21 protein-coding genes and 1 tRNA gene are annotated in these 22877 nt (G+C 75.1%); 16 read left to right on the top strand and 6 right to left on the bottom strand.

Translation table 11 applies throughout. The features are described from left to right. Positions 1 to 385: 385 nt before the first annotated feature. On the bottom strand, positions 386 to 1144 hold the full coding sequence (locus EPD83_RS12770) for a trypsin-like serine protease (RefSeq protein WP_205859521.1): 759 nt from the start codon (positions 1142 to 1144) through the stop codon (positions 386 to 388). Positions 1145 to 1563: 419 nt separating this feature from the next. Then, the gene (locus EPD83_RS12765; RefSeq protein WP_165566669.1) at positions 1564 to 2001 is read right to left on the bottom strand and encodes a YdeI/OmpD-associated family protein; all 438 of its coding nucleotides are present in this window, start codon (positions 1999 to 2001) and stop codon (positions 1564 to 1566) included. 31 nt (positions 2002 to 2032) lie between these two features. On the opposite strand from EPD83_RS12765, the gene EPD83_RS12760 reads away from it, so the two are divergent. The 10 genes from EPD83_RS12760 (at position 2033) to EPD83_RS12715 (ending at position 14434) form a co-directional block, all read left to right on the top strand. Next, positions 2033 to 2512, top strand: a complete 480-nt coding sequence (locus EPD83_RS12760; RefSeq protein WP_235950571.1) for a GNAT family N-acetyltransferase — start codon at positions 2033 to 2035, stop codon at positions 2510 to 2512. 111 nt (positions 2513 to 2623) lie between these two features. Beyond that, a complete protein-coding gene (locus EPD83_RS12755; RefSeq protein WP_235950567.1) occupies positions 2624 to 3574 on the top strand; it encodes an acyl-CoA thioesterase in 951 nt (316 codons plus the stop codon). Between the two features lie 193 nt (positions 3575 to 3767). Next, entirely contained in the window at positions 3768 to 5717 is a 1950-nt protein-coding gene (locus EPD83_RS12750; protein WP_165566667.1) for a S53 family peptidase, read from the top strand. A gap of 184 nt (positions 5718 to 5901) precedes the next feature. Next, on the top strand, positions 5902 to 6660 hold the full coding sequence (locus EPD83_RS12745) for a TIGR03936 family radical SAM-associated protein (RefSeq protein WP_128368297.1): 759 nt from the start codon (positions 5902 to 5904) through the stop codon (positions 6658 to 6660). 147 nt (positions 6661 to 6807) lie between these two features. Further along, positions 6808 to 9957: an Rne/Rng family ribonuclease gene (locus EPD83_RS12740; protein ID WP_165566666.1), complete on the top strand. Its 3150-nt coding sequence runs from the start codon at positions 6808 to 6810 to the stop codon at positions 9955 to 9957. A 155-nt stretch (positions 9958 to 10112) separates the two neighbouring features. After that, on the top strand, positions 10113 to 10418 hold the full coding sequence (gene rplU, locus EPD83_RS12735) for a 50S ribosomal protein L21 (RefSeq protein WP_128367701.1): 306 nt from the start codon (positions 10113 to 10115) through the stop codon (positions 10416 to 10418). Between the two features lie 36 nt (positions 10419 to 10454). After that, positions 10455 to 10721, top strand: a complete 267-nt coding sequence (rpmA, locus tag EPD83_RS12730; RefSeq protein WP_128367702.1) for a 50S ribosomal protein L27 — start codon at positions 10455 to 10457, stop codon at positions 10719 to 10721. A gap of 103 nt (positions 10722 to 10824) precedes the next feature. Then, positions 10825 to 12351 carry a GTPase ObgE gene (obgE, locus tag EPD83_RS12725; RefSeq protein ID WP_165566665.1) on the top strand — a complete coding sequence of 509 codons (1527 nt, stop codon included), beginning with the start codon at positions 10825 to 10827 and terminating at the stop codon, positions 12349 to 12351. Next, entirely contained in the window at positions 12351 to 13481 is a 1131-nt protein-coding gene (gene proB / locus EPD83_RS12720) for a glutamate 5-kinase (protein WP_128368002.1), read from the top strand. Before obgE ends, proB begins: the two co-directional genes overlap by 1 nt. Continuing rightward, a complete protein-coding gene (locus tag EPD83_RS12715) occupies positions 13478 to 14434 on the top strand; it encodes an amidohydrolase family protein (RefSeq protein ID WP_235950564.1) in 957 nt (318 codons plus the stop codon). The genes proB and EPD83_RS12715 overlap by 4 nt, the downstream gene beginning before the upstream one ends. A gap of 257 nt (positions 14435 to 14691) precedes the next feature. On the opposite strand, the gene pdxY is transcribed toward EPD83_RS12715, so the two are convergent. Then, positions 14692 to 15546: a pyridoxal kinase PdxY gene (gene pdxY / locus EPD83_RS12710; protein WP_128366339.1), complete on the bottom strand. Its 855-nt coding sequence runs from the start codon at positions 15544 to 15546 to the stop codon at positions 14692 to 14694. 54 nt (positions 15547 to 15600) lie between these two features. After that, positions 15601 to 16119 (bottom strand): CYTH domain-containing protein, encoded by a 519-nt coding sequence (locus tag EPD83_RS12705; RefSeq protein WP_128366340.1) that lies wholly within the window; start codon positions 16117 to 16119, stop codon positions 15601 to 15603. A gap of 639 nt (positions 16120 to 16758) precedes the next feature. Here EPD83_RS12705 and EPD83_RS12700 point away from each other — a divergent pair. Beyond that, entirely contained in the window at positions 16759 to 18051 is a 1293-nt protein-coding gene (locus EPD83_RS12700) for a glutamate-5-semialdehyde dehydrogenase (RefSeq protein ID WP_128366341.1), read from the top strand. Positions 18052 to 18280: 229 nt separating this feature from the next. Here the strand turns inward: EPD83_RS12700 and EPD83_RS12695 are convergent, their stop codons facing one another. Further along, positions 18281 to 19354: a glycosyltransferase family 2 protein gene (locus EPD83_RS12695; RefSeq protein ID WP_128366342.1), complete on the bottom strand. Its 1074-nt coding sequence runs from the start codon at positions 19352 to 19354 to the stop codon at positions 18281 to 18283. Between the two features lie 553 nt (positions 19355 to 19907). Between EPD83_RS12695 and EPD83_RS12690 the strand changes: the two genes are divergently transcribed. The 5 genes from EPD83_RS12690 to EPD83_RS12670 all read left to right on the top strand — a co-directional run bounded on the left by EPD83_RS12690 (position 19908) and on the right by EPD83_RS12670 (position 21990). Next, complete coding sequence (locus EPD83_RS12690) at positions 19908 to 20150, top strand: hypothetical protein (protein WP_128366343.1); 243 nt, start codon at positions 19908 to 19910, stop codon at positions 20148 to 20150. A 26-nt stretch (positions 20151 to 20176) separates the two neighbouring features. Continuing rightward, positions 20177 to 20746, top strand: coding sequence for a nicotinate-nucleotide adenylyltransferase (gene nadD, locus EPD83_RS12685; RefSeq protein WP_235950575.1), 570 nt, complete (start codon positions 20177 to 20179; stop codon positions 20744 to 20746). Next, positions 20743 to 21123 carry a ribosome silencing factor gene (gene rsfS / locus EPD83_RS12680; RefSeq protein WP_128366345.1) on the top strand — a complete coding sequence of 127 codons (381 nt, stop codon included), beginning with the start codon at positions 20743 to 20745 and terminating at the stop codon, positions 21121 to 21123. The genes nadD and rsfS overlap by 4 nt, the downstream gene beginning before the upstream one ends. Beyond that, complete coding sequence (locus EPD83_RS12675; RefSeq protein WP_128366346.1) at positions 21120 to 21785, top strand: histidine phosphatase family protein; 666 nt, start codon at positions 21120 to 21122, stop codon at positions 21783 to 21785. Before rsfS ends, EPD83_RS12675 begins: the two co-directional genes overlap by 4 nt. A 132-nt stretch (positions 21786 to 21917) precedes the next feature. Continuing rightward, a tRNA-Ala gene (locus EPD83_RS12670) sits at positions 21918 to 21990 on the top strand. A 115-nt stretch (positions 21991 to 22105) separates the two neighbouring features. On the opposite strand, the gene EPD83_RS12665 is transcribed toward EPD83_RS12670, so the two are convergent. Then, entirely contained in the window at positions 22106 to 22744 is a 639-nt protein-coding gene (locus tag EPD83_RS12665) for a DNA-3-methyladenine glycosylase I (RefSeq protein WP_165566664.1), read from the bottom strand. Positions 22745 to 22877: the final 133 nt, after the last annotated feature.

Here is a 22877-nt window from a genome sequence, read left to right as displayed (position 1 = left end):
CCGCTCACCCACCCCGACGCCCCCCGGAGCCGGCGGACATTTCGGGGTGACCCCGAAATGTCACCGAGGCCGGGGTTCGTTTCCGGGGTCTCGGTGACAAACCGGGGTGATGTCGGTCTCGACCCGGGGCCACGGCCGGTCGCCGGCCTCGGCAGCCGCCCCTGGCCTTGACATTTCGGGGTGACCCCGAAATGTCACCGAGGCCGGGGTTCGTTTCCGGGGTCTCGGTGACAAGGCGGGGTGATGTCGGCCGTGGCAGGGGCGACGTGGGGGGTAGGGGGTCGGGTGGTCTCGCCCGGCTGGCGGTAGCTCGACGGGTCGGGTGGTCCCGGCGGGTTGGCGGCTCGTCGACGGGGCGGGGTGACCCCGCAGGGTGGGCGGCGGGTCAGGGGAGGGTGACGTACTGCCCGAGGAAGGCGCGGGCGTCGGGGGTGTCGAGCCGGTAGTCGGTGTTGGTCGCGCGGCAGATGGCGTCGCCGGTGATGGTCGTCGCCGCGACGATGTCGGTGTCGCCGAGGAAGTTCGGCCCGCCGGAGTCGCCGTAGCAGGTGCCGCCGTCGCCGGTCGCCGCGTTCATCGACAGCCGCAGCCACGCCGGGGTGACCGCCCGCAGCGTGCCGCGGCTGACCATGCGGACGTCGTCGTAGAGGAACGCGTGCCCGCCGGGGCCGCGGGTGACCTCGTAGGCGCCGTACCCGACCGAGGTGAAGGACTGTCCCTGCCGCAGGTCCGACAGCGACCCGGCCGCGGGCAGCCGCGCCGGCGTGATGCCCGTGACCGGCTCGTCGAGCACGACGACGGCGATGTCGTGCGGGTCGTTCTGGGCGCTGCCGTAGGCGGCGTCGGCGTGGAAGGTGCCGGAGTACGTGCGGTCGCCGTCCTCGTAGGCCGAGGAGAAGGTGACCCGCACCGACGCGCCGTCGTCGTCGCAGTGCGCGGCGGTGAGGAAGACCGTCGGGCTGACGAGCGTCCCGGAGCAGTACACCCAGGTCCCGTCGGAGTAGGCCGCGTCGGCGACGAGCCCCCCGACGCTCGGGTGGCCGTCGCCGTCGGGCGCGCCGCCGGTGATGGCGGAGGCCGGGGCAACCGCGGCGAGCGCGAGCCCGCCGGCGGTGACCAGGGCGATGGTGAGACGACGTAGCACGGCGGTGCTCCTCTGCGGTCGCTGACGGGGCGGACGGGTGCCGACGACGGGACGCTACTCCGCGCCGAGGCCGCGGCGAGCGGAGCGGACGGGTCGATCGCGGAAGGCGGTGGGGACTGGCGAGCCGAGCACGGTGGTGTGGACGGGTCAGTCGCGTACGGCCGAGCGGACGGGGGTAGCGGCGAAGAGCAACGCGGACACGCCGGTCGCGGCGGGCAGAGCGAACGGGTCAGCCGCGCGGACGGGTGGGGACGGGCCAGCGGTGCAGGGTGGTCCGGACGGGTCATCGGCGCAGGGTGACCTCGACGGGTCAGCCGGGTGGGTCGCGGTGAGGCCGCATCAGCCGCGCAGGCCGGTGGGGACAGTCAGTCGCGCAGGGCAGTCCGGACGGGTCAGCCGCGCAGGGCGGTCCGGACGGGTCAGCCGCGTAGGGCGGTGAGGACGGCCTCGACCCGCCGGGCCCGGGTGGCGGGCTGCTTCGCCCCCAGGACGGACTCGGCGTGCCGGCGCTGCGCGCTGTGGCTCAGCGCCTGCCAGGCCGCCGCCGCCCCTGGTGACCCGGCGAGGGCGGCGGCGAGGTCGTCCGGCACCTCGACGGTCCGCGGCGCGGTGTCGAGCTCGACGCCGACGGTGTGGGTCTCCCCGGCCGCGATGCCCGCCGCGCCGCGCACGGCCGCGCTCGCCCCGAGGAGGAAACGTCCGCCCATCGACGCGATGCTCGTCCGCCAGCTGTGCCCGGCCACGGTGGCGACGACCTTGGGCCGCCGGCCGCCGCCGAGCGCCTCCACCACCTCGTCGGGCACGACGAAGCCCGTCGTGCTCCCGCCCGTCGCCTCCAGCTCCGCCGTGAACTCCATGACCGGAGTGTGCAGGACCTACGGTGGCGAATTGGGCGAGAACGCGTACCGGGTCGAGGTGCTGGACCCCGGGCGCGACGCGGACCTGGCCGACCTCGCGGCCATGCGGACGGCGTGGACGCGCGAGCAGTCCGACGCGGCCGAGGACGGCTTCGCCCGTCGGCTGGGGGAGTGGTGGGAGGCGCAGGCGGGGTCGCGGCGCCTCTGGGTCGTGCGCACCGGCGACGCACGGGCGGTCGGCATGGCGAACCTCCAGGTCTTCGACCGGATGCCGCGCCCCGGGACGCCCGACGCCCGGTGGGCCTACGTCGCGAACGTCTGGACCGACCCCGCCCACCGGCGGCGCGGGGTGGGCCGGCTGCTCGTGGACACGATGCTCGCCTGGTGCCGTGAGGAGGGGATGGTGCGCGTCGTCCTCAACCCGAGCCAGGTCTCCCGCCCGCTCTACCGCTCGGCCGGCTTCCGGCCCGCGGACGACCTCATGGTCCTGGAGCTGCGCGCGGAGCGGTGAGGGGCTCGCTCCCGCCCGACCGCCCGTCTCGGCGCAGACCCGGGCGGTCGGCCCGTGGCGCCGCCCACATCCCGTGGACCCGGCGCCGCCCGCTTCGCCAGGATGGGGCCCGTGGACCCCGCACCCCGGCCGCCGACGCACGTGACGCTGCGCTTCCTCGCGGCCCCGACCGACGCCGGCCACTCCGGGTCGGTGGGCGCCGGCCGGGTGCTGGAGTGGATCGACAAGGCCGGGTACGCGGCGGCGGCCGGCTGGAGCGGCACGTACTGCGTCACGGCCTACGTCGGCAACGTCCGCTTCACCCGCCCGGTCGAGGTCGGGGACCTCGTCGAGGTGACCGCCACCGTCGTGCACACCGGCCGCACGTCCATGCACATCACCGTCGACGTCTCCGCGGGCCAGCCGCGCACCCGCGCCCTCGAGCCGGCCACCCGCTGCCTCATCGTCTTCGTCGCCGTGGGGGAGGACGGCCGCTCCACCCCCGTGCCGCCGCTGGTCCCCACGACCCTCGGCGAGGAGCTCCAGCAGCAGTGGGCGGTGCGCCGGGCCGAGCTGCGCGCCGAGGTCGAGACGGCGATGGCCGGCCAGGAGTACACCGACGCCGGCACCGCACCGCGGGTCACGATGCGCTTCCTCGCGGCCCCGACCGACGTCAACTGGGGCGGCAAGGTGCACGGCGGCATCGTCATGCGGTGGATCGACGAGGCCGCCCACGTCCTCGCCACCCGGTGGACCGGCAGCGCGGACAACGTCGCGATCTTCACCGGCGGGGTGCGCTTCTACCGGCCGCTGCGCATCGGGCACCTCGTCGAGGTCGAGGCGCGGCTGCTGCACACCGGGCGGACGTCGATGCACGTCGGCGTCCACGTCCGCTCCGGGGACCCGGCCGGCGGCGCCGACGCCCTGGAGCTCACCACCTACTGCCGCACCGTCCTCGTCGGCCTGGACGCGCAGCGCCGCGCCCGGCCCACGCCCGCGTGGGTGCCGGCGAGCGCCGAGGACCGGGCCCTGGACGCCCACGCCGTCGAGCTCGTCGCCATCCGCGACCGGTTCGGAGACTGACACTCCGCCGGACGGCTGCTGGAGGTGCGCTGGGCGTCCGGTGCGCACCGGCCGCACACCCATTGACCCCGCCGGGCCGTGCCCGGCGCGCGGGTCACGCGCCTCGTGACGATCGTCATGGGTGGAACCCGCCGCGCCGGGGTTCAGTGAACGCGGCTGCCACCGCAGCCACCGCCGAAGTCCTGGAGGCCTCATGTCCCGTGCCCGCAGAAGTGCGCTGGCCGTCGCCGGCGTGCTCGCGCTCGGTGCCACCGGCACCGCCGCGGCGTCGGCGACCCCGGCCCAGACCCTGCCCGGCAGCGTCCCGTCCTGGGCGACCGCGGCCCACCGCACCGGCGCGACCGCGCCCTCGACGTCGGTGACCTTCCGGGTCTACCTCGGCTACCGCGACCCCGCCGGCGCCGCCGCGTACGCGCAGGCCGTGTCCACCGAGGGCAGCGCCGACTACGGCCACTTCCTCACCCCGCAGCAGTTCCGCGCCCGCTTCTCGCCCACCGCCCGCACCGTCGGTGCCGTCTCGGGCTGGTTGCGCCACGAGGGCTTCTCGGTCGGCAGCGTCCCGGCCAACCGCAAGTACGTCGAGGCCACCGGCACCGCCGGCCGGGCCGCCGCGGCGTTCGGCACCTCGTTCGCCCAGTTCCGCGTCGACGGGCGCACGGTCCGCGGCAACACGACGCCGCTGCACGTGCCCGCGGGGCTCACCGGCGTCGAGGCCGTCGTCGGGCTCGACGAGAGCCAGACCCTCGCCCACGCCGACAAGCTCGCCGACCCGCCGGCCGGCTTCCGCAACGCCCGGCCCTGCTCGGAGTACTGGGGCCAGAGGACGGTGCAGAACACGGCGACGCCCGACGGCACGACCCTGCCCGACAGCCCGAGCACCTTCGCCCCCTGCGGGTACGCCGGCTCCCAGCTCCAGGGCGCCTACGGCCTGAAGGACTCCATTGCGAGCGGGACGGACGGGCGCGGCGTCACCGTCGGCGTCATCGACGCCTACGCCTCGCCGACCATCCAGTCCGACCTCGAGACCTACTCCCGTGCGCACGGGCTGCCGTCGGTGCAGGGCCACTTCCGCCAGGTCGTCGCCCCCGGCACCTACCAGCACCCGACGAACCCACGGCACGACCCGGGCGGCTGGGCCGGTGAGGAGACCCTCGACCTCGAGGCCGTCCACACGATGGCTCCGGGCGCCGACCTCGTCTACATCGGCGCGCCGAACAACTACCGCGACCTCGACGCGATCATGAACAGGGTCGTCGACGGCCACCTCGCCGACATCGTCAGCAACTCCTACGGCTACGGCGGCGAGGCCCTGCCCCGCGGCTACATCGCGCCCCAGCTCGACACCCAGATCCAGGCCGCCGCCGAGGGCATCAGCCTGTTCTTCTCCTCCGGCGACAGCGGGGACGAGACCGGCGGCGTCGCCGGGGCCACCCCGACGCCGGACTGGCCGGCGTCCAGCCCGTGGGTGACCGCGGTCGGCGGCACCTCCCTCGGGGTCACCAGGAGCGACCAGCGGCTGTTCGAGGTGGGCTGGGAGACCGCCCGCAGCTCGCTCGACCCGGCCACGACGACGTGGGGCACACCCACCTACCTCTACGGCAGCGGCGGCGGGACCTCCCGGCTCTTCGCGCAGCCGTCGTACCAGAAGGGCGTCGTCCCCGACTCGATCGCGACGACCTACGGCGGCGGCGCGATGCGCACCGTGCCCGACGTGTCGGCCCTCGGCGACCCCAACACCGGGATGCTCGTCGGCGAGACCCAGGCGTTCTCCGACGGCACGTACTACGACGAGTACCGCATCGGCGGCACGAGTCTCTCCTCGCCGCTCTACGCCGGGATGTTCGCCGACGCGATGCAGCGGGCCGGCCACCCCTACGGCCTGGCCAACCCGGCGCTCTACGCGGCACGGGGCAGCGGGACGCTGGACATCACGACGGCGCCGCTCAGCACCTACCCGGGCACCGTGCGCGTCGACTACGTCGACGGCGAGAGCGGCGCGGGCGGCTACCGGTACTCGGCGCGGTACTTCGACGCCGACCACTCACTCACCATCCACGTCCGTCCTGGCTACGACGACGTGACCGGTGTCGGATCCCCGGACGGCGGCGCCTGGCTCGACGCCGTCTCCGGGTACGGCGGATGACCTGTCCTCCTCCGCCGCACGACGGATGACCTGTCTGCATCCGTCGACCGACGGCTGACCTGTCCTCAGCCCGTCGATCCGGTGGCCGGTCCGCTCCCCGCGAGCGGACCGGCCACCGTGCGTGTCCGGACCCGGTCGCCGCACCGGGTGCGGCCCGGGGCAGCCCGCCTCGTAGCCTGGCGCCATGGCTCGTCAGCGCACCCCGGAGGGCCCCCCGCCGCCGCCCGCGGTGCAGAAGCTGCGCATCCGGTACGCCAAGCGGGGCCGCCTGCGCTTCTCCTCGACCCGCGACTTCTCCCGAGCCCTGGATCGGGCGCTGCGCCGCGCCGGCGTGCCGATGGCGTTCTCGGCGGGGTTCCACCCGCACCCGCTCATCTCCTACGCCAACGCCGCGCCCACCGGCACCGCGAGCGAGGCCGAGTACTTCCAGATCCGCGTCACCGAGCGGGTCGACCCCGCGGCCGTCCGCGAAGCCCTCGACGAGGCGCTGCCCGACGGCCTCGACGTCGTCGACGTCGTCGAGGCGGGGCCCGGGGCGCTCGCCGACCGGCTGGAGGCCAGCGAGTGGCGGATCGTCGTCCGCGGGGCGGACGCCGACGAGGTCCGTGCCGCCCTGGCCGCCTACCTCGCGTGCGAGCGGGCCGAGACCACCCGGACCTTCAAGAGCGGACCGCGGACCTTCGACACGCGCGAGGCGGTCCTGGACGCCCGGGTCTGCGATGTCGACGAGGTCGGGTGTGCGATACTGCGCGTGGTCGTACGGCACACCACACCGTCCGTACGCCCCGACGACATCCTGACCGCTCTGCACGCCGTCACGGGGTTCGCGGCCCCGGTCCCACCACTGGTGACCAGGCTCGCGCAAGGCCCGCTGGTCGAGGCAGGGGACGGGGTGGCCGATCCGTTGGCCGCCGACCGGGAGGCCGTCGGCCCCGGTGGGTGACGCGCCGTCCGCGCGAGCCCGCCCCGGGGTAGCTGCCGACTTCCGTGTGGGGCTCGCCCCGCACGATCCGATCGCACGCCGCGGTCGACGGGGTCCCGCCCGCGGGACCGGTGTGGACGTCGGTCGCGGGTGACGAAAGGGGCCGACATGGCTTCCGAGAACGACCCCGCCGCCCCCGAGGCCAGCGAACCCCCGACCCTCCCGGTCGACGCCACCCCGGCGGCCGGCGACGACACCCCGCCCCCCGCGAAGAAGCGCGCTCCTCGCAAGCGAGCGACGAAGAAGGCCGCCGCCCCCGAGGCCGCGCCCGCCGACACCGGCGCCGCGGCCGCCGCCGACGAGCCTGTCCCGGACACCGCCGGTGACACCGCGGCGGACGTCGAGGCCGTCCCGGCGAAGGCCGCGAAGAAGGCGACGAAGACCGCCCGCAAGGCGAGCACCCGCAGCCGCAAGAAGGCCGCCGAGCCCGCCGAGTCCGCCGCCCCCACGTCGGAGGTCGCGCCCGAGGAGGCCGCGAGCGAGGGCGCCACGCCGCCCGACGAGGCGCCGCAGGAGGCCGTGCCCGCGAAGAGGGCGCGCCGTCGCGCCACCCGGACCGCCGCCGAGGCCGCTCCCGTCGAGCCGCCCGCGGCCGACCCGTTCGCCCCGCCCGTCGCGGCACCGGCGCCCGTCGCCGCTCCGGAGGTCGAGGACGAGAACGAGGACGAGACCGACGCCCCGGCCGCCGAGGCGCCCACCGGCGCCCCCGGCCTCGGGCTGCTCTTCCAGGCGCCGGAGCCCGCGCGGGCCACCCGCCGCCGGGCCAGCTCCGCCGCCGGCGCCCCCGCCGAGGTGCGCCCCGAGCCCGTCGAGACCGAGCGTCCCGCCGTGGACGACGAGCCCGCCGCGGCGACCCCCGACGACGACGACACCGACACCCGCGGCGACCGCGAGGCCGGCGACGGCAGCGGTGACGACGAGGCCGGCGGCTCGCGTCGCCGGCGCCGGGGCGGCCGGGGACGGCGTGGTCGCGGGAAGGGCGACACCGGCTCCGACGGCGAGGAGTCCGGCGAGGGCTCCGACGACGCCCAGGGCGGCGGCCGCTCCGGCGGCCGGCAGGGCCGGCAGGCCAAGGGCGGCGAGGACCGTCAGGGCGGCGAGGCCGAGGGCCGCGGCGAGACCAGGGACGACGACGAGGGCGAGTCCGGCTCGTCCAGCCGGCGCCGCCGGCGTCGTCGTCGCGGGTCCTCCGGCGCCGACGGTGACGACCCGCCCGGCACCGTCACCAAGGTGCGCGAGCCGCGCAGCGACCGCGACGAGCCGACCGCCGTCAAGGGCTCGACCCGGCTCGAGGCCAAGAAGCAGCGCCGCCGCGAGGGCCGCGAGGCCGGCCGCCGCCGCACCGTCATCACCGAGGCCGAGTTCCTCGCCCGCCGCGAGTCGGTCGAGCGGACCATGGTCGTGCGCGGCCGGGACGGCCGCACCCAGATCGGCGTCCTCGAGGACGGCGTCCTCGTCGAGCACTACGTCTCCCGCGAGACGACCGCGTCGATGGCCGGCAACGTCTACCTCGGCCGGGTCCAGAACGTCCTGCCCTCGATGGAGGCGGCGTTCGTCGACATCGGCAAGGGCCGCAACGCCGTCCTCTACGCCGGCGAGGTGAACTGGGACGCCGCCGGGCTCGAGGGCGGGCAGGCCAAGCGCATCGAGAACGCCCTGTCCTCCGGCGACACCGTGCTCGTCCAGGTGACGAAGGACCCGATCGGGCACAAGGGCGCCCGTCTCACCTCGCAGATCTCGCTGCCGGGCCGCTACGTCGTCTACGTGCCCGAGGGCTCGATGACCGGCATCTCGCGCAAGCTGCCGGACACCGAGCGCGCCCGGCTCAAGGCGATCCTCAAGGAGGTCGTGCCCGACGGCGCCGGCGTCATCGTCCGCACCGCGGCCGAGGGGGCGTCCGAGGCCGAGCTGACCGCCGACGTCGAGCGCCTCACCAAGCAGTGGGAGCGCATCCAGAAGAAGGCCGACTCCGCCCGGGCCAAGAAGTCCGGCGGCGGGGGAGCGCCCCAGCTGCTGCACGGCGAGCCCGACCTCACCATCCGCGTCATCCGCGACGTCTTCACCGAGGACTTCGCCTCGCTCGTCGTCTCCGGCGAGAAGGCCTGGTCGGAGGTCAGCGAGTACGTCGAGGACGTCGCGCCCGACCTCGCGCAGCGGCTCACCCGCTGGACCGAGGAGGGTGACGTCTTCGCCGCCCACCGCATCGACGAGCAGATCGCGAAGGCGATGGACCGCAAGGTGTGGCTGCCCTCCGGCGGCTCCCTCGTCATCGACCGCACCGAGGCGATGACCGTCGTCGACGTCAACACCGGCAAGTTCGTCGGCTCCGGGGGCAACCTCGAGGAGACGGTGACGAAGAACAACCTCGAGGCCGCCGAGGAGATCGTCCGCCAGCTGCGGCTGCGCGACATCGGCGGCATCATCGTCGTCGACTTCATCGACATGGTCCTGGAGTCCAACCGCGACCTCGTCGTGCGCCGGCTGCTGGAGTGCCTCGGCCGCGACCGCACGAAGCACCAGGTCGCCGAGGTCACCTCGCTCGGCCTGGTCCAGATGACCCGCAAGCGCGTCGGGTCCGGGCTCATCGAGGTCTTCTCCGAGCAGTGCGATCACTGCGCCGGCCGCGGCATCGTCGTCCACACCGAGCCCGTCGAGCGCGGCAACGGCGGCGACTCCGGTGGCTCGGGCCGCTCCGGCCGCTCGCGCTCGCGCGGCGGCCAGCAGCACGGCGGCAACGGCCACTCGTCCGGGTCCGGCTCCTCGAACGGCAACGGCCACGACGAGGAGCACAGGCCGAGCGGGCCGACGGCGGCCCAGATCGCCGCCGCCGCGCACGCCGCGGCGCTCAAGCACACCGACCAGACCGAGGTCGCGGACCAGGTGGCGGCCGAGGTCGCCGCCGAGGTGGGGCCGGCCGTCGCCGGCGCCTCCGAGGAAACGACGGGCGGGACCGTCCCCCCGGCCGAGGACGCAGCGAGCACCGGCTCCACGGCGACGTCGGAGCCGCCGGCCCCGCAGGCGGGGTCGTCGGACGCCGCGCCGGTGGCCGAGAGCTCGGACCTCGCCGGCCCGTCGGCGCCGTCCGCGCCGCCGTCGGTCGAGCCCGAGCCCGCCCCGGTGCCCGAGCCGGTCGCGGCCCCCGAGCCGCCGGCCGCCCGCCCGCGACGTCGTCGCGGACGGGTCGTCGCCCCGGCCGGACCGCCGCCCGGGAGCGAGCCGGCTGTCGTCCCCGACGGCGCCGGGTCCGACGAGGGCTGAGCGTCCGCGGCACCCGCCGTGCGATTTGGAGGGCCGGTCCGCGCGCCGGTACCCTCGGAGGTCGGTGCGCCCACCGAGCCGGTGTCCCGTGTCGTCCACGGGGTCGCTACCGGCCGGTCGCAGCAGGCACACCCGAACAGGAAGTGAGAACCATCGTGTACGCGATTGTGCGTGCGGGCGGTCGCCAGGAGAAGGTCTCCGTCGGCGACACCCTGCTCATCGACAAGATCGGCCAGGCCGGTGACGAGATCCGGCTGCAGCCGCTGCTCGTCGTCGACGGCGGCACCGTGACCAGCGACGCCTCCAAGCTCGCCAAGGTCACCGTCACCGCGGAGGTCGTCAAGGCCGCCAAGGGTCCGAAGATCACGATCCTCAAGTACAAGAACAAGACCGGCTACCGGAAGCGTCAGGGCCACCGCCAGCCGCTCACCCAGGTCAAGATCACCGCGATCGACGCCTGAGCCCGACGCTCTCCCGGACGGACAAGGAACCCAGACATGGCACACAAGAAGGGCGCGTCCTCGACCCGCAACGGTCGTGACAGCAACGCGCAGTACCTCGGCGTCAAGCGCTACGGCGGCCAGGTCGTCAAGGCCGGCGAGATCATCGTCCGCCAGCGCGGCACCCACTTCCACCCCGGTGACGGCGTCGGCCGCGGCGGCGACGACACGCTGTTCGCGCTCGTCCCGGGTGCGGTGACCTTCGGCACCAAGCGCGGTCGCAAGACCGTCAACATCACGCCGGCGGCCGTAGCCGCCGAGTGACGTGCAGCCGGGCGGACCGCCCGGCACCACGCACCACGTCGTGAGGGGCGGGCCGCGAACGGCCCGCCCCTCACGCATCCCACGAGCAGGAGCAGGATCAGCCATGGCGACCTTCGTCGACCGCGTCGTCCTCCACGTCACCGCCGGCAAGGGCGGGCACGGGGTCGCGTCGGTGCGCCGCGAGAAGTTCAAGCCGCTCGGCGGCCCGGACGGCGGCAACGGGGGGCACGGCGGTGATGTCGTCGTCGCGGTGGACCCGCAGGAGACGACGCTCCTCGACTACCACCACACCCCGCACCGCCGGGCCGAGAACGGCCGGCCGGGCGGCGGCGACGAGCGCAACGGCGGCGACGGCGCCGACCTCGTCCTGCCGGTGCCGGAGGGCACCGTCGTCAAGGACGCCCGCGGCCGGGTCGTCGCCGACCTCGTCGGCCCGGACGCCCGCATCGTCCTGGCCCGCGGCGGGCGCGGCGGCCTCGGCAACAAGGCCCTGGCCAGCCCCCGGCGCAAGGCGCCCGGGTTCGCGCTGCTCGGCGAGCCGGGGGAGTCGCTCGACGTCGTCCTGGAGCTGAAGTCGCTGGCCGACGTCGCCCTCGTCGGGTTCCCGTCGGCCGGGAAGTCCTCGCTCGTCTCCGTGCTCTCGGCCGCCAAGCCGAAGATCGCCGACTACCCGTTCACCACCCTCGTGCCGAACCTCGGGGTCGTCACCGCCGGCAGCGAGCGGTTCACCGTCGCCGACGTCCCCGGGCTCATCCCCGGCGCCAGCGAGGGCAAGGGCCTGGGCCTGGAGTTCCTGCGGCACGTCGAGCGGTGCTCGGTCCTCGTCCACGTCGTCGACTGCGCGACGCTGGAGCCGGGCCGCGACCCGCTCACCGACCTCGACGTCATCGAGGCCGAGCTCGCCGCCTACGTCCCCGACGACACCCTGGGCGGCCGGCCGCTGTCCGAGCGCACCCGCGTCGTCGTCCTCAACAAGGCCGACGTCCCCGAGGCTCGCGAGCTCGCCGAGATGGTGCGGCCCATGCTCGAGGAGCGGGGCCTGGAGGTCCACGTCGTCTCGGCCGTCGCCCACCAGGGCCTCAAGGAGCTGACCTTCGCCCTGGCCCGCCACGTCGCCACCGCGCGCGCCGAGGTCGAGGCCGCCGCGGCCGCGGCCCCGCCGCCGCGGGTCGTGCTGCGCCCGCAGGCCGTCGACGACAGCGGCTTCCGGGTCCGCTGCGAGACCACGTCCGACGGCGAGGTGTTCCGGGTCGTCGGCGAGCGGCCCACCCGGTGGGTGCGCCAGACCGACTTCAGCAACGACGAGGCCGTCGGCTACCTCGCCGACCGCCTCAACCGGCTCGGTGTCGAGGAGGCGCTGCTCGCGGCCGGTGCCGTCGCGGGCTCGACCGTGCTCGTCGGGCCCGAGGACGACGCCGTCGTCTTCGACTGGGAGCCGACGCTGAGCAGCGGCGCCGAGCTGCTCGGCAGCCCCCGCGGCACCGACGTGCGCCTCGAGGAGTCCGGGCGCAAGTCCCGGGCCGAGAAGCGCGAGGAGTTCCACGCCCGCAAGGACGCCCAGACCGCCGCCCGCGACGAGCTCGCGGCCGAGCGCCGGTCCGGGCACTGGTCGAGCGCCCGGGACGAGTGATGACCGACGACGCCGGCCGGCTGCGGCAGCGGGTCGCGCAGGCGCGCCGGCTCGTCGTCAAGGTCGGCTCGTCGTCGCTCACCAGCGCCGACGGCGGCGCCCTGGATCTCGGCGCCCTCGGTGCGCTCGTCGACGCGCTGGCCGCGCGGCGCACCGGCGGGGGGCAGGTCGTCCTCGTCTCCTCCGGCGCCATCGCGGCGGGCATCGGCCCGCTCGGGCTCGAGCGCCGGCCGGGCGACCTCGCCACCCAGCAGGCGGCGGCGTCGGTCGGGCAGGGGGCGCTCGTCGCCGCCTACCAGGCGGCCTTCGGCCGGCACGGGCTCACCGTCGGGCAGGTCCTGCTCACGGCCAACGACACGACGCGCCGCAGCCACTACACGAACGCCCGGCGCACCCTGGAGCGGCTGCTCGACCTCGGCATCGTGCCCATCGTCAACGAGAACGACACCGTGGCCACGCAGGAGATCCGGTTCGGCGACAACGACCGGCTGGCGGCCCTCGTCGCCGACCTCGTCGGCGCCGACGGCCTCGTGCTGCTCACCGACGTCGACGCCCTCTACGACGGACCGCCGTCCCGGGGCGGCTCGCGGCGGGTCCCGTTCGTCGCCGGGGCGGGCGACCTCGACGCGGTGACCATCGGCGGCACCGGCTCGTCGGTGGGCAGCGGTGGCATGGTCACGAAGGTGGAGGCCGCCGGCATCGCGGGCGCGGCCGGCATCCCCACCCTCCTCACCCGGCTGCCCGACGTCGCCGACGCGCTGGCGGCACAGGACGTCGGCACGGTGTTCGCGCCGGTCGCCGCGACCAAGGCCTCGCGCAAGCGGTGGCTGGCCCACGCGACGACGGCCCGCGGTCGCCTCGTGCTCGACGACGGCGCCGTCACCGCCGTCACCCAGCGGCGCACGTCGCTCCTGCCGGCCGGCATCACCGCGGTCGACGGGGCCTTCGCCGCCGGGGACGCAGTCGACGTGTGCGCCGCCGACGGCCGGGTCATCGCGCGCGGGCTCGTCAACTACGCCTCGTCCGAGCTGCCGCGCCTGCTCGGCCGGACGACCCGCGACCTGGCCCGCGAGCTCGGCCCGGCCTACGAGCGGGAGGTCGTCCACCGCGACGACCTCGTCGTCCTGTGAGCCCCCGCGGGCCGGACCCGGAGTCCCTGCCGCCGCTCGTCCCGCCCGCGCAGGACGCCGCCGTGCCCGCCTTCTGGCGCGACCTCGGGCTGCCCGGCCTCTACGACGTCCACGTCCACTTCATGCCGCCGAACATCCAGCGTGCGGTGTGGGACGTCTTCGACGCCCGGGGCCCGAAGATCGGGCGGCCGTGGCCGATCACCTACCGCGGGCGCACCGCCGACCGGCTCGAGCACCTGCGCGCGCTCGGGGTGCGGCGCTTCGGCGCACTGCCCTACGCCCACAAGCCGGGCGTCGCCGGGTACCTCAACGACTGGGCCCGCGACTTCGCCGCCGCCGTGCCCGAGGCCCTGTGGAGCGCCACCTTCTACCCGGAGCCCGAGGTCGCGACCTACGTCCCAGAGCTCGTCGCGGCGGGGGTCGAGGTGTGGAAGGTGCACGTGCAGGTCGGCGAGTTCCGGCTCGACGACCCGCTGCTCGACCCCGCGTGGGAGGCGCTGGCCGCCGCCGGCACCCCGGTCGTCGTCCACGTCGGGTCCGGCCCCGTCGGGAACGCCTTCACCGGCCCGGAGCCGCTGCGGCGGGTCCTCCACCGGCACCCGCGCCTCACCGCCGTCGTCGCGCACATGGGCGCGCCGGAGTACGCGGACTTCCTCGCGCTCGCCGAGCGGTACGAGCGCACCCATCTCGACACGACGATGGTGTTCACCGCCTTCTTCTCCGCCATCGACGGCGCCGGGCCGTTCCCCGAGGTGCTGCTGCCGCGGCTCGCCGACCTCGGCCCCAAGGTGCTGCTCGGCTCGGACTTTCCCACCATCCCCTACCCGTACGCGCACCAGCTGGAGGCGCTGGCCCGGCTGCGCGACCGCGAGCCGCGGCTCGACGACGCCTGGTTGCGCGAGGTCTGCTGGTCCACCCCGCACCGCCTCCTCGAGCGCCCGTCACCCCCCTGACGTCAACCCCCCAACCCCACCACCTCGCGTCCCCAGACCACCCCACGACCCCCAACCACCCCAACCACCCACAACCCCCAACCACCCCACGACGCCCCAACCACCTCACCACCCCCGACCACCCCACGACGCCCCAACCACCCCGCCGTCCCGACTTTCCCGCCCCATCCGGGTTCCCCGGGGTTCGCAAGGGTCGACCGGGTACGCGAACCCCGGACTTCCCGGATGGGGCGGGAAAGTCGAGGCGGGGGAGGGGGTCAGTGGAGGCGCTCGACCTCGAACTGCATCCGCGGGTTGGCGATCTCGTCCTGGCTCTGCACGAGCTGCAGCTCGCGGCGTCCGGAGTCCAGGGTGCGCTGGAGCAGATCGAACACCGACGAGACCGTGCGGCCCAGGGCCACCCCGGCGTCACCGGTCTCCAGCAGGTGCGCCGTGAACAGCGCGGCGGTCACGTCGCCGGACCCGTTGGCCTTGAGCGGCAGGTGCGGCGTCCGGACGATCCAGGCGCCGTCGTCGTGGACGGCGAGCATCTCGATGGTGTCCGCGGGCCGGTCGGGGCGCAGGACGCTCGTCACGAGCACGGTCGACGGGCCCATGGCGCGTGCGGCCTCGACCGACGCCAGGGTGGAGTCGAGGTCGCCGGGCTCGGTCTCGGTGAGGTAGCCGAGCTCGAACTGGTTCGGGGTGATGAGGTCCGCCTGTGGAACGACCTTCTCGCGCAGCAGCACGGGGATGGCCGGGTGGACGAAGCACCCGGACTTCGCGTTGCCCATGACGGGGTCGCACGCGTAGATGGCCGACGGGTTCGCCGCCTTGGTGCGGGCGACGGCGTCGAGGATGACGTCGCCGATCTCCTCCCCGCCCTGGTAGCCGGACAGGACGGCGTCGACCTCGCCGAGGGCGTCGCGCTCCTCGACACCGGTGACGACCTCGCGGACGTCGTCGGCGGCCATGAGCGGGCCGCGCCAGGCGCCGTACCCGGTGTGGTTGGAGAAGTGGACGGTGTGCACCGGCCACACCTCGACCCCGAGGCGCTGGAGCGGGAAGACGGCCGCCGAGTTCCCGACGTGCCCGTAGGCCACGGAGGACTGGATGGAGAGGATCGTCGTCACGGTCCCATCCTGTCACCGCGGGCTCGCGCGGCGGGTGGGCGACGACGCTCGGGCTCAGGCCCGGCCGGTGGGTGCCGGGCCGGGCGGGCCGTCGGCGGCGGCGAGGGAGGAGTTGTAGTAGCGGACGTCGTCGGTGACCTCGGCGCCGGCCCAGGGTGGGGGCTGCGCCGCGACGACGGCGGCCTCGTCGGCCTCGACCTCGGCCAGCACGAGCCCGTCGTGGCGACCCTCGAAGACGTCGACCTCCCAGACGAGGCCGTCGTGCTCGAGCAGGTGGCGACGCTTCTCCACCGTGCCCGACGCCTGTTCCAGCAGGACGAGGCCGTCCTGCACCGGCACCTCCCACTCCGACTCAGGACGGCCGAGCCCGGAGCGCGGGCCCTTGAGGGTGAGGACGGCGCCGGCCGTGCCGTCCGAGGTCTCGGTGAGGCGGATGCGCAGCGCATAGCCGGAGTTGGCGAACAGGTAGCCCTGGCGCATCGCGGTCCAGGGGCGACCCTGCACCACCGAGGGGTCGGTGACGAGGAACTTGCGCTCGAACTCGTGGGCCGGGGCGTCGGCGGGCGGCGTCATCCGGCGATCCTCCCAGCCGGCATGAGCGAGCGGACGACACGGTGGACCCGCGGACCCCGACGTGCCTGGGAACACGCCGGGCCGGCGCTGGACGTGTCGTCACCCCGTCGTGGAACCTTGCGAGCGGACGACACGGTGGTTGCCGGAAGCAAGGCGTGCTGTGAGACACGCCGGGCCGGCGCTGGACGTGTCGTCGCCCTGTCGTGGGGACGCTGCGAGCTGCGCCATGGCGTGTTGTGTGGTGAGGCCGAGGATGCTTCCGACGTGGGGCCCGGTTGCTGCCGGACGGCTCTGCGAACCGACGACACGGTGGACTCGCGGGCCCCGACGTGCTGGGGAACACGCCGGGCCAGCGCTGGACGTGTCGTCGTCCCGTCGTGGGGACCCTGCGACCTGCGCCAAGGCGGGTTGTCTGGTGAGGCCGAGGCTGCTCCCGTCGTGGGGGGCCCGGTTGCCCCCGGACGGCCCGCGAACCGACGACACGGTGGACGCGCGGATCCCGACGAGGCGGAGGACACGCCGGGTGAGGGCTGGACGTGTCGTCGGCCCGTTGCGGTTGGGGGCCAGCGGTCGACGTCGGTCTGGCTGGCATGCGGGCGGGGTGGGACGGGCGACGGTGGGCGCGCCTACCCTGGTCGCATGTCCGAGCGCGACACCGCCATCGACCCCGCCGACGTCGAACGGGTCCGCGTGCTCGCCACCGCGGCCCGCGACGCCGCACGCCGGCTCGCGCTGCTCTCGCGCGCCGAGAAGGACGCCGCCCTGCACGTCCTCGCCGACGCCCTCGTGGCGGCCACGGACGACGTCGTCGCGGCCAACGCGCTCGACCTGGCCCGCGGCCGTGAGCAGGGGATGGGCGACGGTCTGCTCGACCGCTTGCGGCTCGACCCTCCGCGCGTCGCCGCGGTGGCTCAGGCCCTGCGCGACGTCGCCGCGCTGCCCGACCCGGTGGGCGAGGTCGTCCGCGGGTCGACGCTGGCCAACGGCCTGCAGATCCGGCAGGTGCGCGTGCCGATGGGCGTCGTCGGCATGATCTACGAGGCCCGCCCCAACGTCACCGTCGACGCCGCCGGGCTCGGCCTGAAGTCCGGGAACGCCGTCGTGCTGCGCGGGGGCAGCGCCGCCGCCGACACCAACCGCGCCCTTGTCACGGTGCTGCGCCAGGCCCTCGCCGACGCGGGGCTGCCCGAGGGCGCCGTCGGCCTGCTCGAAGGCGGGCACGGAGCCGTGCGGGCGCTGATGACCGCGCGCGGCCTCGTCGACCTGCTCATCCCGCGCGGCGGCGCCGACCTCATCGAGGCCGTCGTCACCGGCTCCACGGTGCCGGTCATCGAGACCGGGGTCGGCAACTGCCACGTCTACGTCGACGCGGCCGCCGACCTGGACCGGGCGCTGGCCATCACCGTCAACGCCAAGACCCACCGACCGAGTGTCTGCAACGCCGCCGAGTCGCTGCTCGTGCACGCGGCGGTCGCCGAGGAGTTCCTGCCCAAGGCGCTGGCCGCGCTGTCCGGCGAGGGGGTCGTCCTCCACACCGACGCGCTCGCCACGCGGTCGGCCGAGGCCGCGGGCGTCCCGCACGACCTCGCGACCGACGAGCACTTCGCCACCGAGTTCCACGCGCTGGAGATGTCGGTGGGCGTCGTCGACGACCTGGACGCCGCGCTGGCGCACATCCGGCGCTTCGGGTCCGGTCACACCGAGGCCATCGTCACCGAGGACCGGGCCGCCGCCCGCCGGTTCACCGCCGAGGTCGACGCCGCGGCGGTCATGGTCAACGCGAGCACCCGGTTCACCGACGGCGGGGAGTTCGGCTTCGGCGCCGAGATCGGCATCTCGACCCAGAAGCTGCACGCCCGCGGGCCGATGGCGCTGCCCGAGCTGACGACGACCAAGTGGGTCGTCGAGGGGGACGGGCAGGTCCGCGCCTGAGCCGTCGGAACCGCAGGTCGGTGAGGCACCCCGCTCTCCGCCCTGACCCAGCCCGCTCGAGGGAGACGGCCAGGTCGGCCCCGACGACGCCCCCTGTTCCGGGGGGGAGGGGGGGTCAAGCGGTCGGACGGCCGGTCGGTGAGGCAGCCGGCCCTCCGCCCCGACGACGTCGCCCGGAACGTTTCGGAGCACCCCACCGAGGCGGGACGCCCGAGCAGAGGGAGCGGGTCTAGGCCCGGAAACCGCCGGCGCCGCGCGCGGGCGGTGGCTCGTCCGCGGTCGGGGCGAGGTCGTCGTCCGACCCGTCCTCGGGCACCGTGCGCACCGGGACGACGTGCGGCCGGGCCGGGACGGTGGGCGCGGTGCCGGCGTCGACCAGCGAGTCGTGGGCGACGAAGTACGTCGGCCGGGCCTGGAGGGCCGTGTACGTGCGGCCGACGTACTCCCCGAGGATGCCGAGGGCCAGCAGCTGGACGGCGCCGACCGCCGACACGATGACGACGGTGGACGTCCAGCCGGGCAGGGTGTCGCCGAGGAGCATGGCGACGACGGCGTAGACGAGGACGACGATGGCCGCGACGCCGCCGAGCAGCCCCAGCCACGTGGCGAACCGCAGCGGTGCGATGGAGAAGCCCGTGACGCCGTCGACGGACAGCCGCAGCATCCGGGCCAGGGGGTACTTGGACTCGCCGGCCGCCCGCGGCTCACGGCGGTAGTCGACCGAGGCGCTGGGGAAGCCGAGCGCGGGGACGACGAGCCGCAGCACCCGGTCGTGCTCGGGCAGGGCGTTGACGGCGTCGACGGTGGCGCGGGACATGAGCCGGAAGTCGCCGGCGTCGACGTGGGCGTCGACGTCGGACAGGGCGCGGATCGAGCGGTAGAACGCCCGCGCCGTGACGCGCTTGAAGGCGGAGTCGGTGGAGCGGTCCGAGCGCACGCCGTAGACGACGTCGACGTCCTCCTCACGGGCGACCTCGAGCATCCGGCCGATGGTCTCGGGCGGGTCCTGGAGGTCGGCGTCGATGGTGACGACGTACCGCCCGCGGGCCCGGGCCAGGCCGGCCGAGATGGCCGCCTGGTGGCCGGCGTTGGCGCGCAGCCGGACGACCCGCAGCTCGGGCCACTCGCGGCGCAGACGCTGCAGGAGCACCGGCGTGGCGTCGCGCGAGCCGTCGTCGACGCAGACGACCTCGTACGTGCAGCCCCACCCGGCGGCCAGGGGCCGCAGCCGCTCGACGAACAGGGGGATGACCTCCTGCTCGTCGAACATCGGGACCACGACGCTCAGCTCGACCTCGGACATGGCTCCAGGGTAGGCGGGGCCGCTGTGCGGGGCCCAGCATCGGCCGTGGAGGGCCTGTACACGGCGGAGGGCCCCCGAGTATGAGATTCGGGGGCCCTCACCGGCGGCACGGCCGCCGGCTGTGCGCGAGCCGGTCGGTCCCTGCGGCGAGCCGCACGAGGTCTGCCACGCGACGGTGGCGCCGCCCCTGAGGACGGACTTCGACTCGGGCCGTCGGCCGCGGCACCCGCACCGTCGCGCGCGGCACGCACCCCCGAGGAGGGGCGCGCGGCCCCTCCCGTTGCCGGGTGGGGACTTCGTCCCGTTATCCGATCGACCCACCCCCTGGGCCGAGCCGTACCGGATGCTCTCGCCGTCCGGTCCGACCCTTCGCAGCGGGCGTGGGGTCTGTTCTAGTCGCCGTCGGTGGCCGCATGCAAGCCGTTCGCAGGAAGTTTCCAGGGGCGCCACCCGGCTCGGCGCGTCGTCCACAGACCGTGGTGCTCAAACGGCCCGTCGTGCACAGGGCTGTGGACGAAATCCGTGGACAACCGGGACGGTAGGGTTGGGCCCCATGACGACGTTCGCCGTGCTGGTCGCCGCCGAGGAAGCCGGACACCGGGAGCTCCCGATCCCGCCGCTGCTCATCGGCGTGCTCGCGATCCTGGCCTTCGCCTTCCTCCTCGGGGTCACCTGGTCCTTCCGCGGCACGCACCACAAGTACGCCCCGCCGCCGCGTCGTGGCGGTCCCGTCCCCGGGGCCCCGCAGGGCACGGACGACGGGGCGCACTGGCCCGAGCACCCGGGTCACCACTGAGCGGCCCGCGGATGCGGCTCGGGGTGATGGGTGGGACCTTCGACCCCATCCACCACGGCCACCTCGTCGCGGCGTCCGAGGCCCAGGCCCTGCTCGACCTCGACGAGGTCGTCTTCGTCCCCACCGGGCGGCCCTGGCAGAAGGACGACCGCGAGGTGTCGGCGGCCGAGCACCGCTACCTCATGACCGTCGTCGCCACCGCGTCCAACCCGCGCTTCACCGTCTCGCGCGTCGACATCGACCGGGACGGCCCGACGTACACCGTCGACACGCTGCGCGACCTGCGCCGGCAGCGTCCGGACGCCGAGCTGTTCTTCATCACCGGCGCCGACGCCCTCACCCAGATCCTGTCGTGGAAGGACGCCGACGAGCTCTGGGACCTCGCGCGGTTCGTCGGGGTGACCCGGCCCGGGTACGTCCTCTCCGAGCTCGGCCTGCCCAAGGACCGGGTGACCCTGCAGGAGGTCCCGGCCATGGCGATCTCGTCCACCGGCTGCCGGGACAGGGTCCGGGCCGGCGAGCCGGTCTGGTACCTCGTGCCCGACGGCGTCGTCCAGTACATCTCCAAGCACCGCCTCTACCGAGGAGCACCGTGACCGCCACCGACCGCGCCCTCGAGCTCGCCCGCGCCGCCGCCACCGCGGCGGCCGACAAGCTCGCCACGACCATCACCGGCATCGACGTGTCCGACCAGCTCGCCCTCACCGACGTGTTCGTCATCGTCTCCGCCGAGTCCGAGCGGCAGGTGGGCTCCATCGTCGACGAGGTCGAGGACGTGCTGCGCGCCCTCGGCGCCAAGCCGGCCCGCCGCGAGGGCCAGCGCGAGGGCCGCTGGGTCCTCATCGACTTCGTCGACGTCGTCGTCCACGTCCAGCACGACGAGGAACGCGAGTTCTACGAGCTCGAGCGCCTCTGGAAGGACTGCCCCGCGGTCGACCTCGGCGTCGTCGGCACCGAGCAGGGCGGTCGGTGAGCCCGGCGAGTGCCCGAGACCCCCGCCGCGTCGTCGTCCTGCGCCACGGCGAGACGACGCACAACGCCGCCGGCATCTGGCAGGGCCAGCTCGACAGCCCGCTGAGCGAGCGCGGCGAGGCGCAGGCGGCCGCCGTCGGTCCGGCCGTCGCGGCGCTGCGGCCGACGCGGGTCGTCACCTCGGACCTCACCCGGGCCCGGCGCACGGGGCAGTCGGTGGCGACGGCGGCCGGCGTCCCCATCGCCGACGAGCCGCGCTTCCGGGAGATTCACGCCGGCGCCTGGCAGGGGCTGACGAGCGAGGAGGTCGCGGCGGAATGGCCGCAGGAGCGGGCGGCGGTGCAGCGCGGGGAGGACATCCGGCGCGGCGGCGACGGCGAGTCGATGGCCGACGTCGTGGCCCGGGTGGGCGCGGGTCTCACCGACCACCTCGCGGACCTCCGGGCGGGGGAGTGCCTCGTCGTGTCGACCCACGGCGGAGCCGGTCGGGCGGCCGTGGCCTGGCTCCTCGGGCTGGAGCAGCCGCTGGCCTGGCGGGTGCTCGGCGGGCTCGGCAACTGCCACTGGGGAGAGCTCGTCGAGGGACGCGAGGGATGGCGCCTGCGGACGTGGAACGCCTCCGCCGGAGACGGCTCACCCGACCCCACGATGCCGCCGCCCTGACCCGGCCCGCACCCTCCCGACCGGCGGGCCCGGGACGACCTGCGGCGGGCGAGCGCGGCGGCCGGGGCCGATTTGGGGGAGGGGTGGGGCGTGGGTAGACTCCACGACGCCCCCTCAGGGGGACACCCACTCGGGGCTGTAGCGCAGTTGGTAGCGCACCTCCATGGCATGGAGGGGGTCAGGGGTTCGAATCCCCTCAGCTCCACCGATCCGCACGGGGTCCGGACGTCACGTCCGGGCCCCGTCGTCGTGTGCGGGACCGGCCCACGGTCGGGAGCGGTCCACCGGGCGGAGCCCCCGAGGGCCCCCGCCGGAGGGCGTCAGGACGGCCAGACGCCGCTGCTGCCGCGGCGGTGGCTGCCCAGCAGGTGGGTGTCGACGAGGCCGAGCGCCTCCATGAGGGCGTACATCGTCGTCGGGCCGACGAAGGTGAAGCCCTTGCGCTTGAGCGCCTTCGAGAGCGCCAGAGACTCCGGCGAGGTGGTCGGGACCTCGTGCTGGGTGCGCGGGCGCGGGGTGTCGGCGGGCCGGAAGGACCACACGAAGGCGGCGAGGTCGCCGTCCGGGTCCTCGCGCAGTGCGACGGTCGCGGCGGCGTTGCGGACGGTCGCGAGGACCTTGGCGCGGTTGCGGACGATGCCGGCGTCGGCCAGGAGGCGGGCGAGGTCGGCCTCGCCGTAGCCCGCGACGACGTCGGGGTCGAAGCCGTCGAAGGCGACCCGGAACGCGGGCCGCTTGCGCAGGATCGTCGCCCACGACAGACCCGACTGGAACGCCTCGAGGGAGAGCCGCTCGAAGACGCCGCGCTCGTCGCGGACCGGCATGCCCCACTCGGTGTCGTAGTAGTCGCGCAGCAGCGGGTCCGTCGCCGCCCAGGTCGGCCGGGCCAGCCCGTCGGCACCGACGACCAGCCCCTCCCCGCGCGCCTCCCGGCCGGTGGCGGACGCCTCGTCGCTCATGACCGACGCAGGGTGACGACCGGCACCTCGGGCGGCGCGAGCACCCGGATCGCCGGACCCCAGGCGCCGGCGCCGCGGGAGGTGACGACCGTCGTGTCGCCGACCCGGGCGACGCCGTCGACCATCGGCTGCT

The organism is Phycicoccus flavus (assembly GCF_004025965.2).
Classification (GTDB): domain Bacteria; phylum Actinomycetota; class Actinomycetes; order Actinomycetales; family Dermatophilaceae; genus Phycicoccus; species Phycicoccus flavus.
The sequence above is the reverse complement of the archived record's forward strand: the minus strand, read 5'-3'. Positions and strand labels throughout refer to the sequence as shown.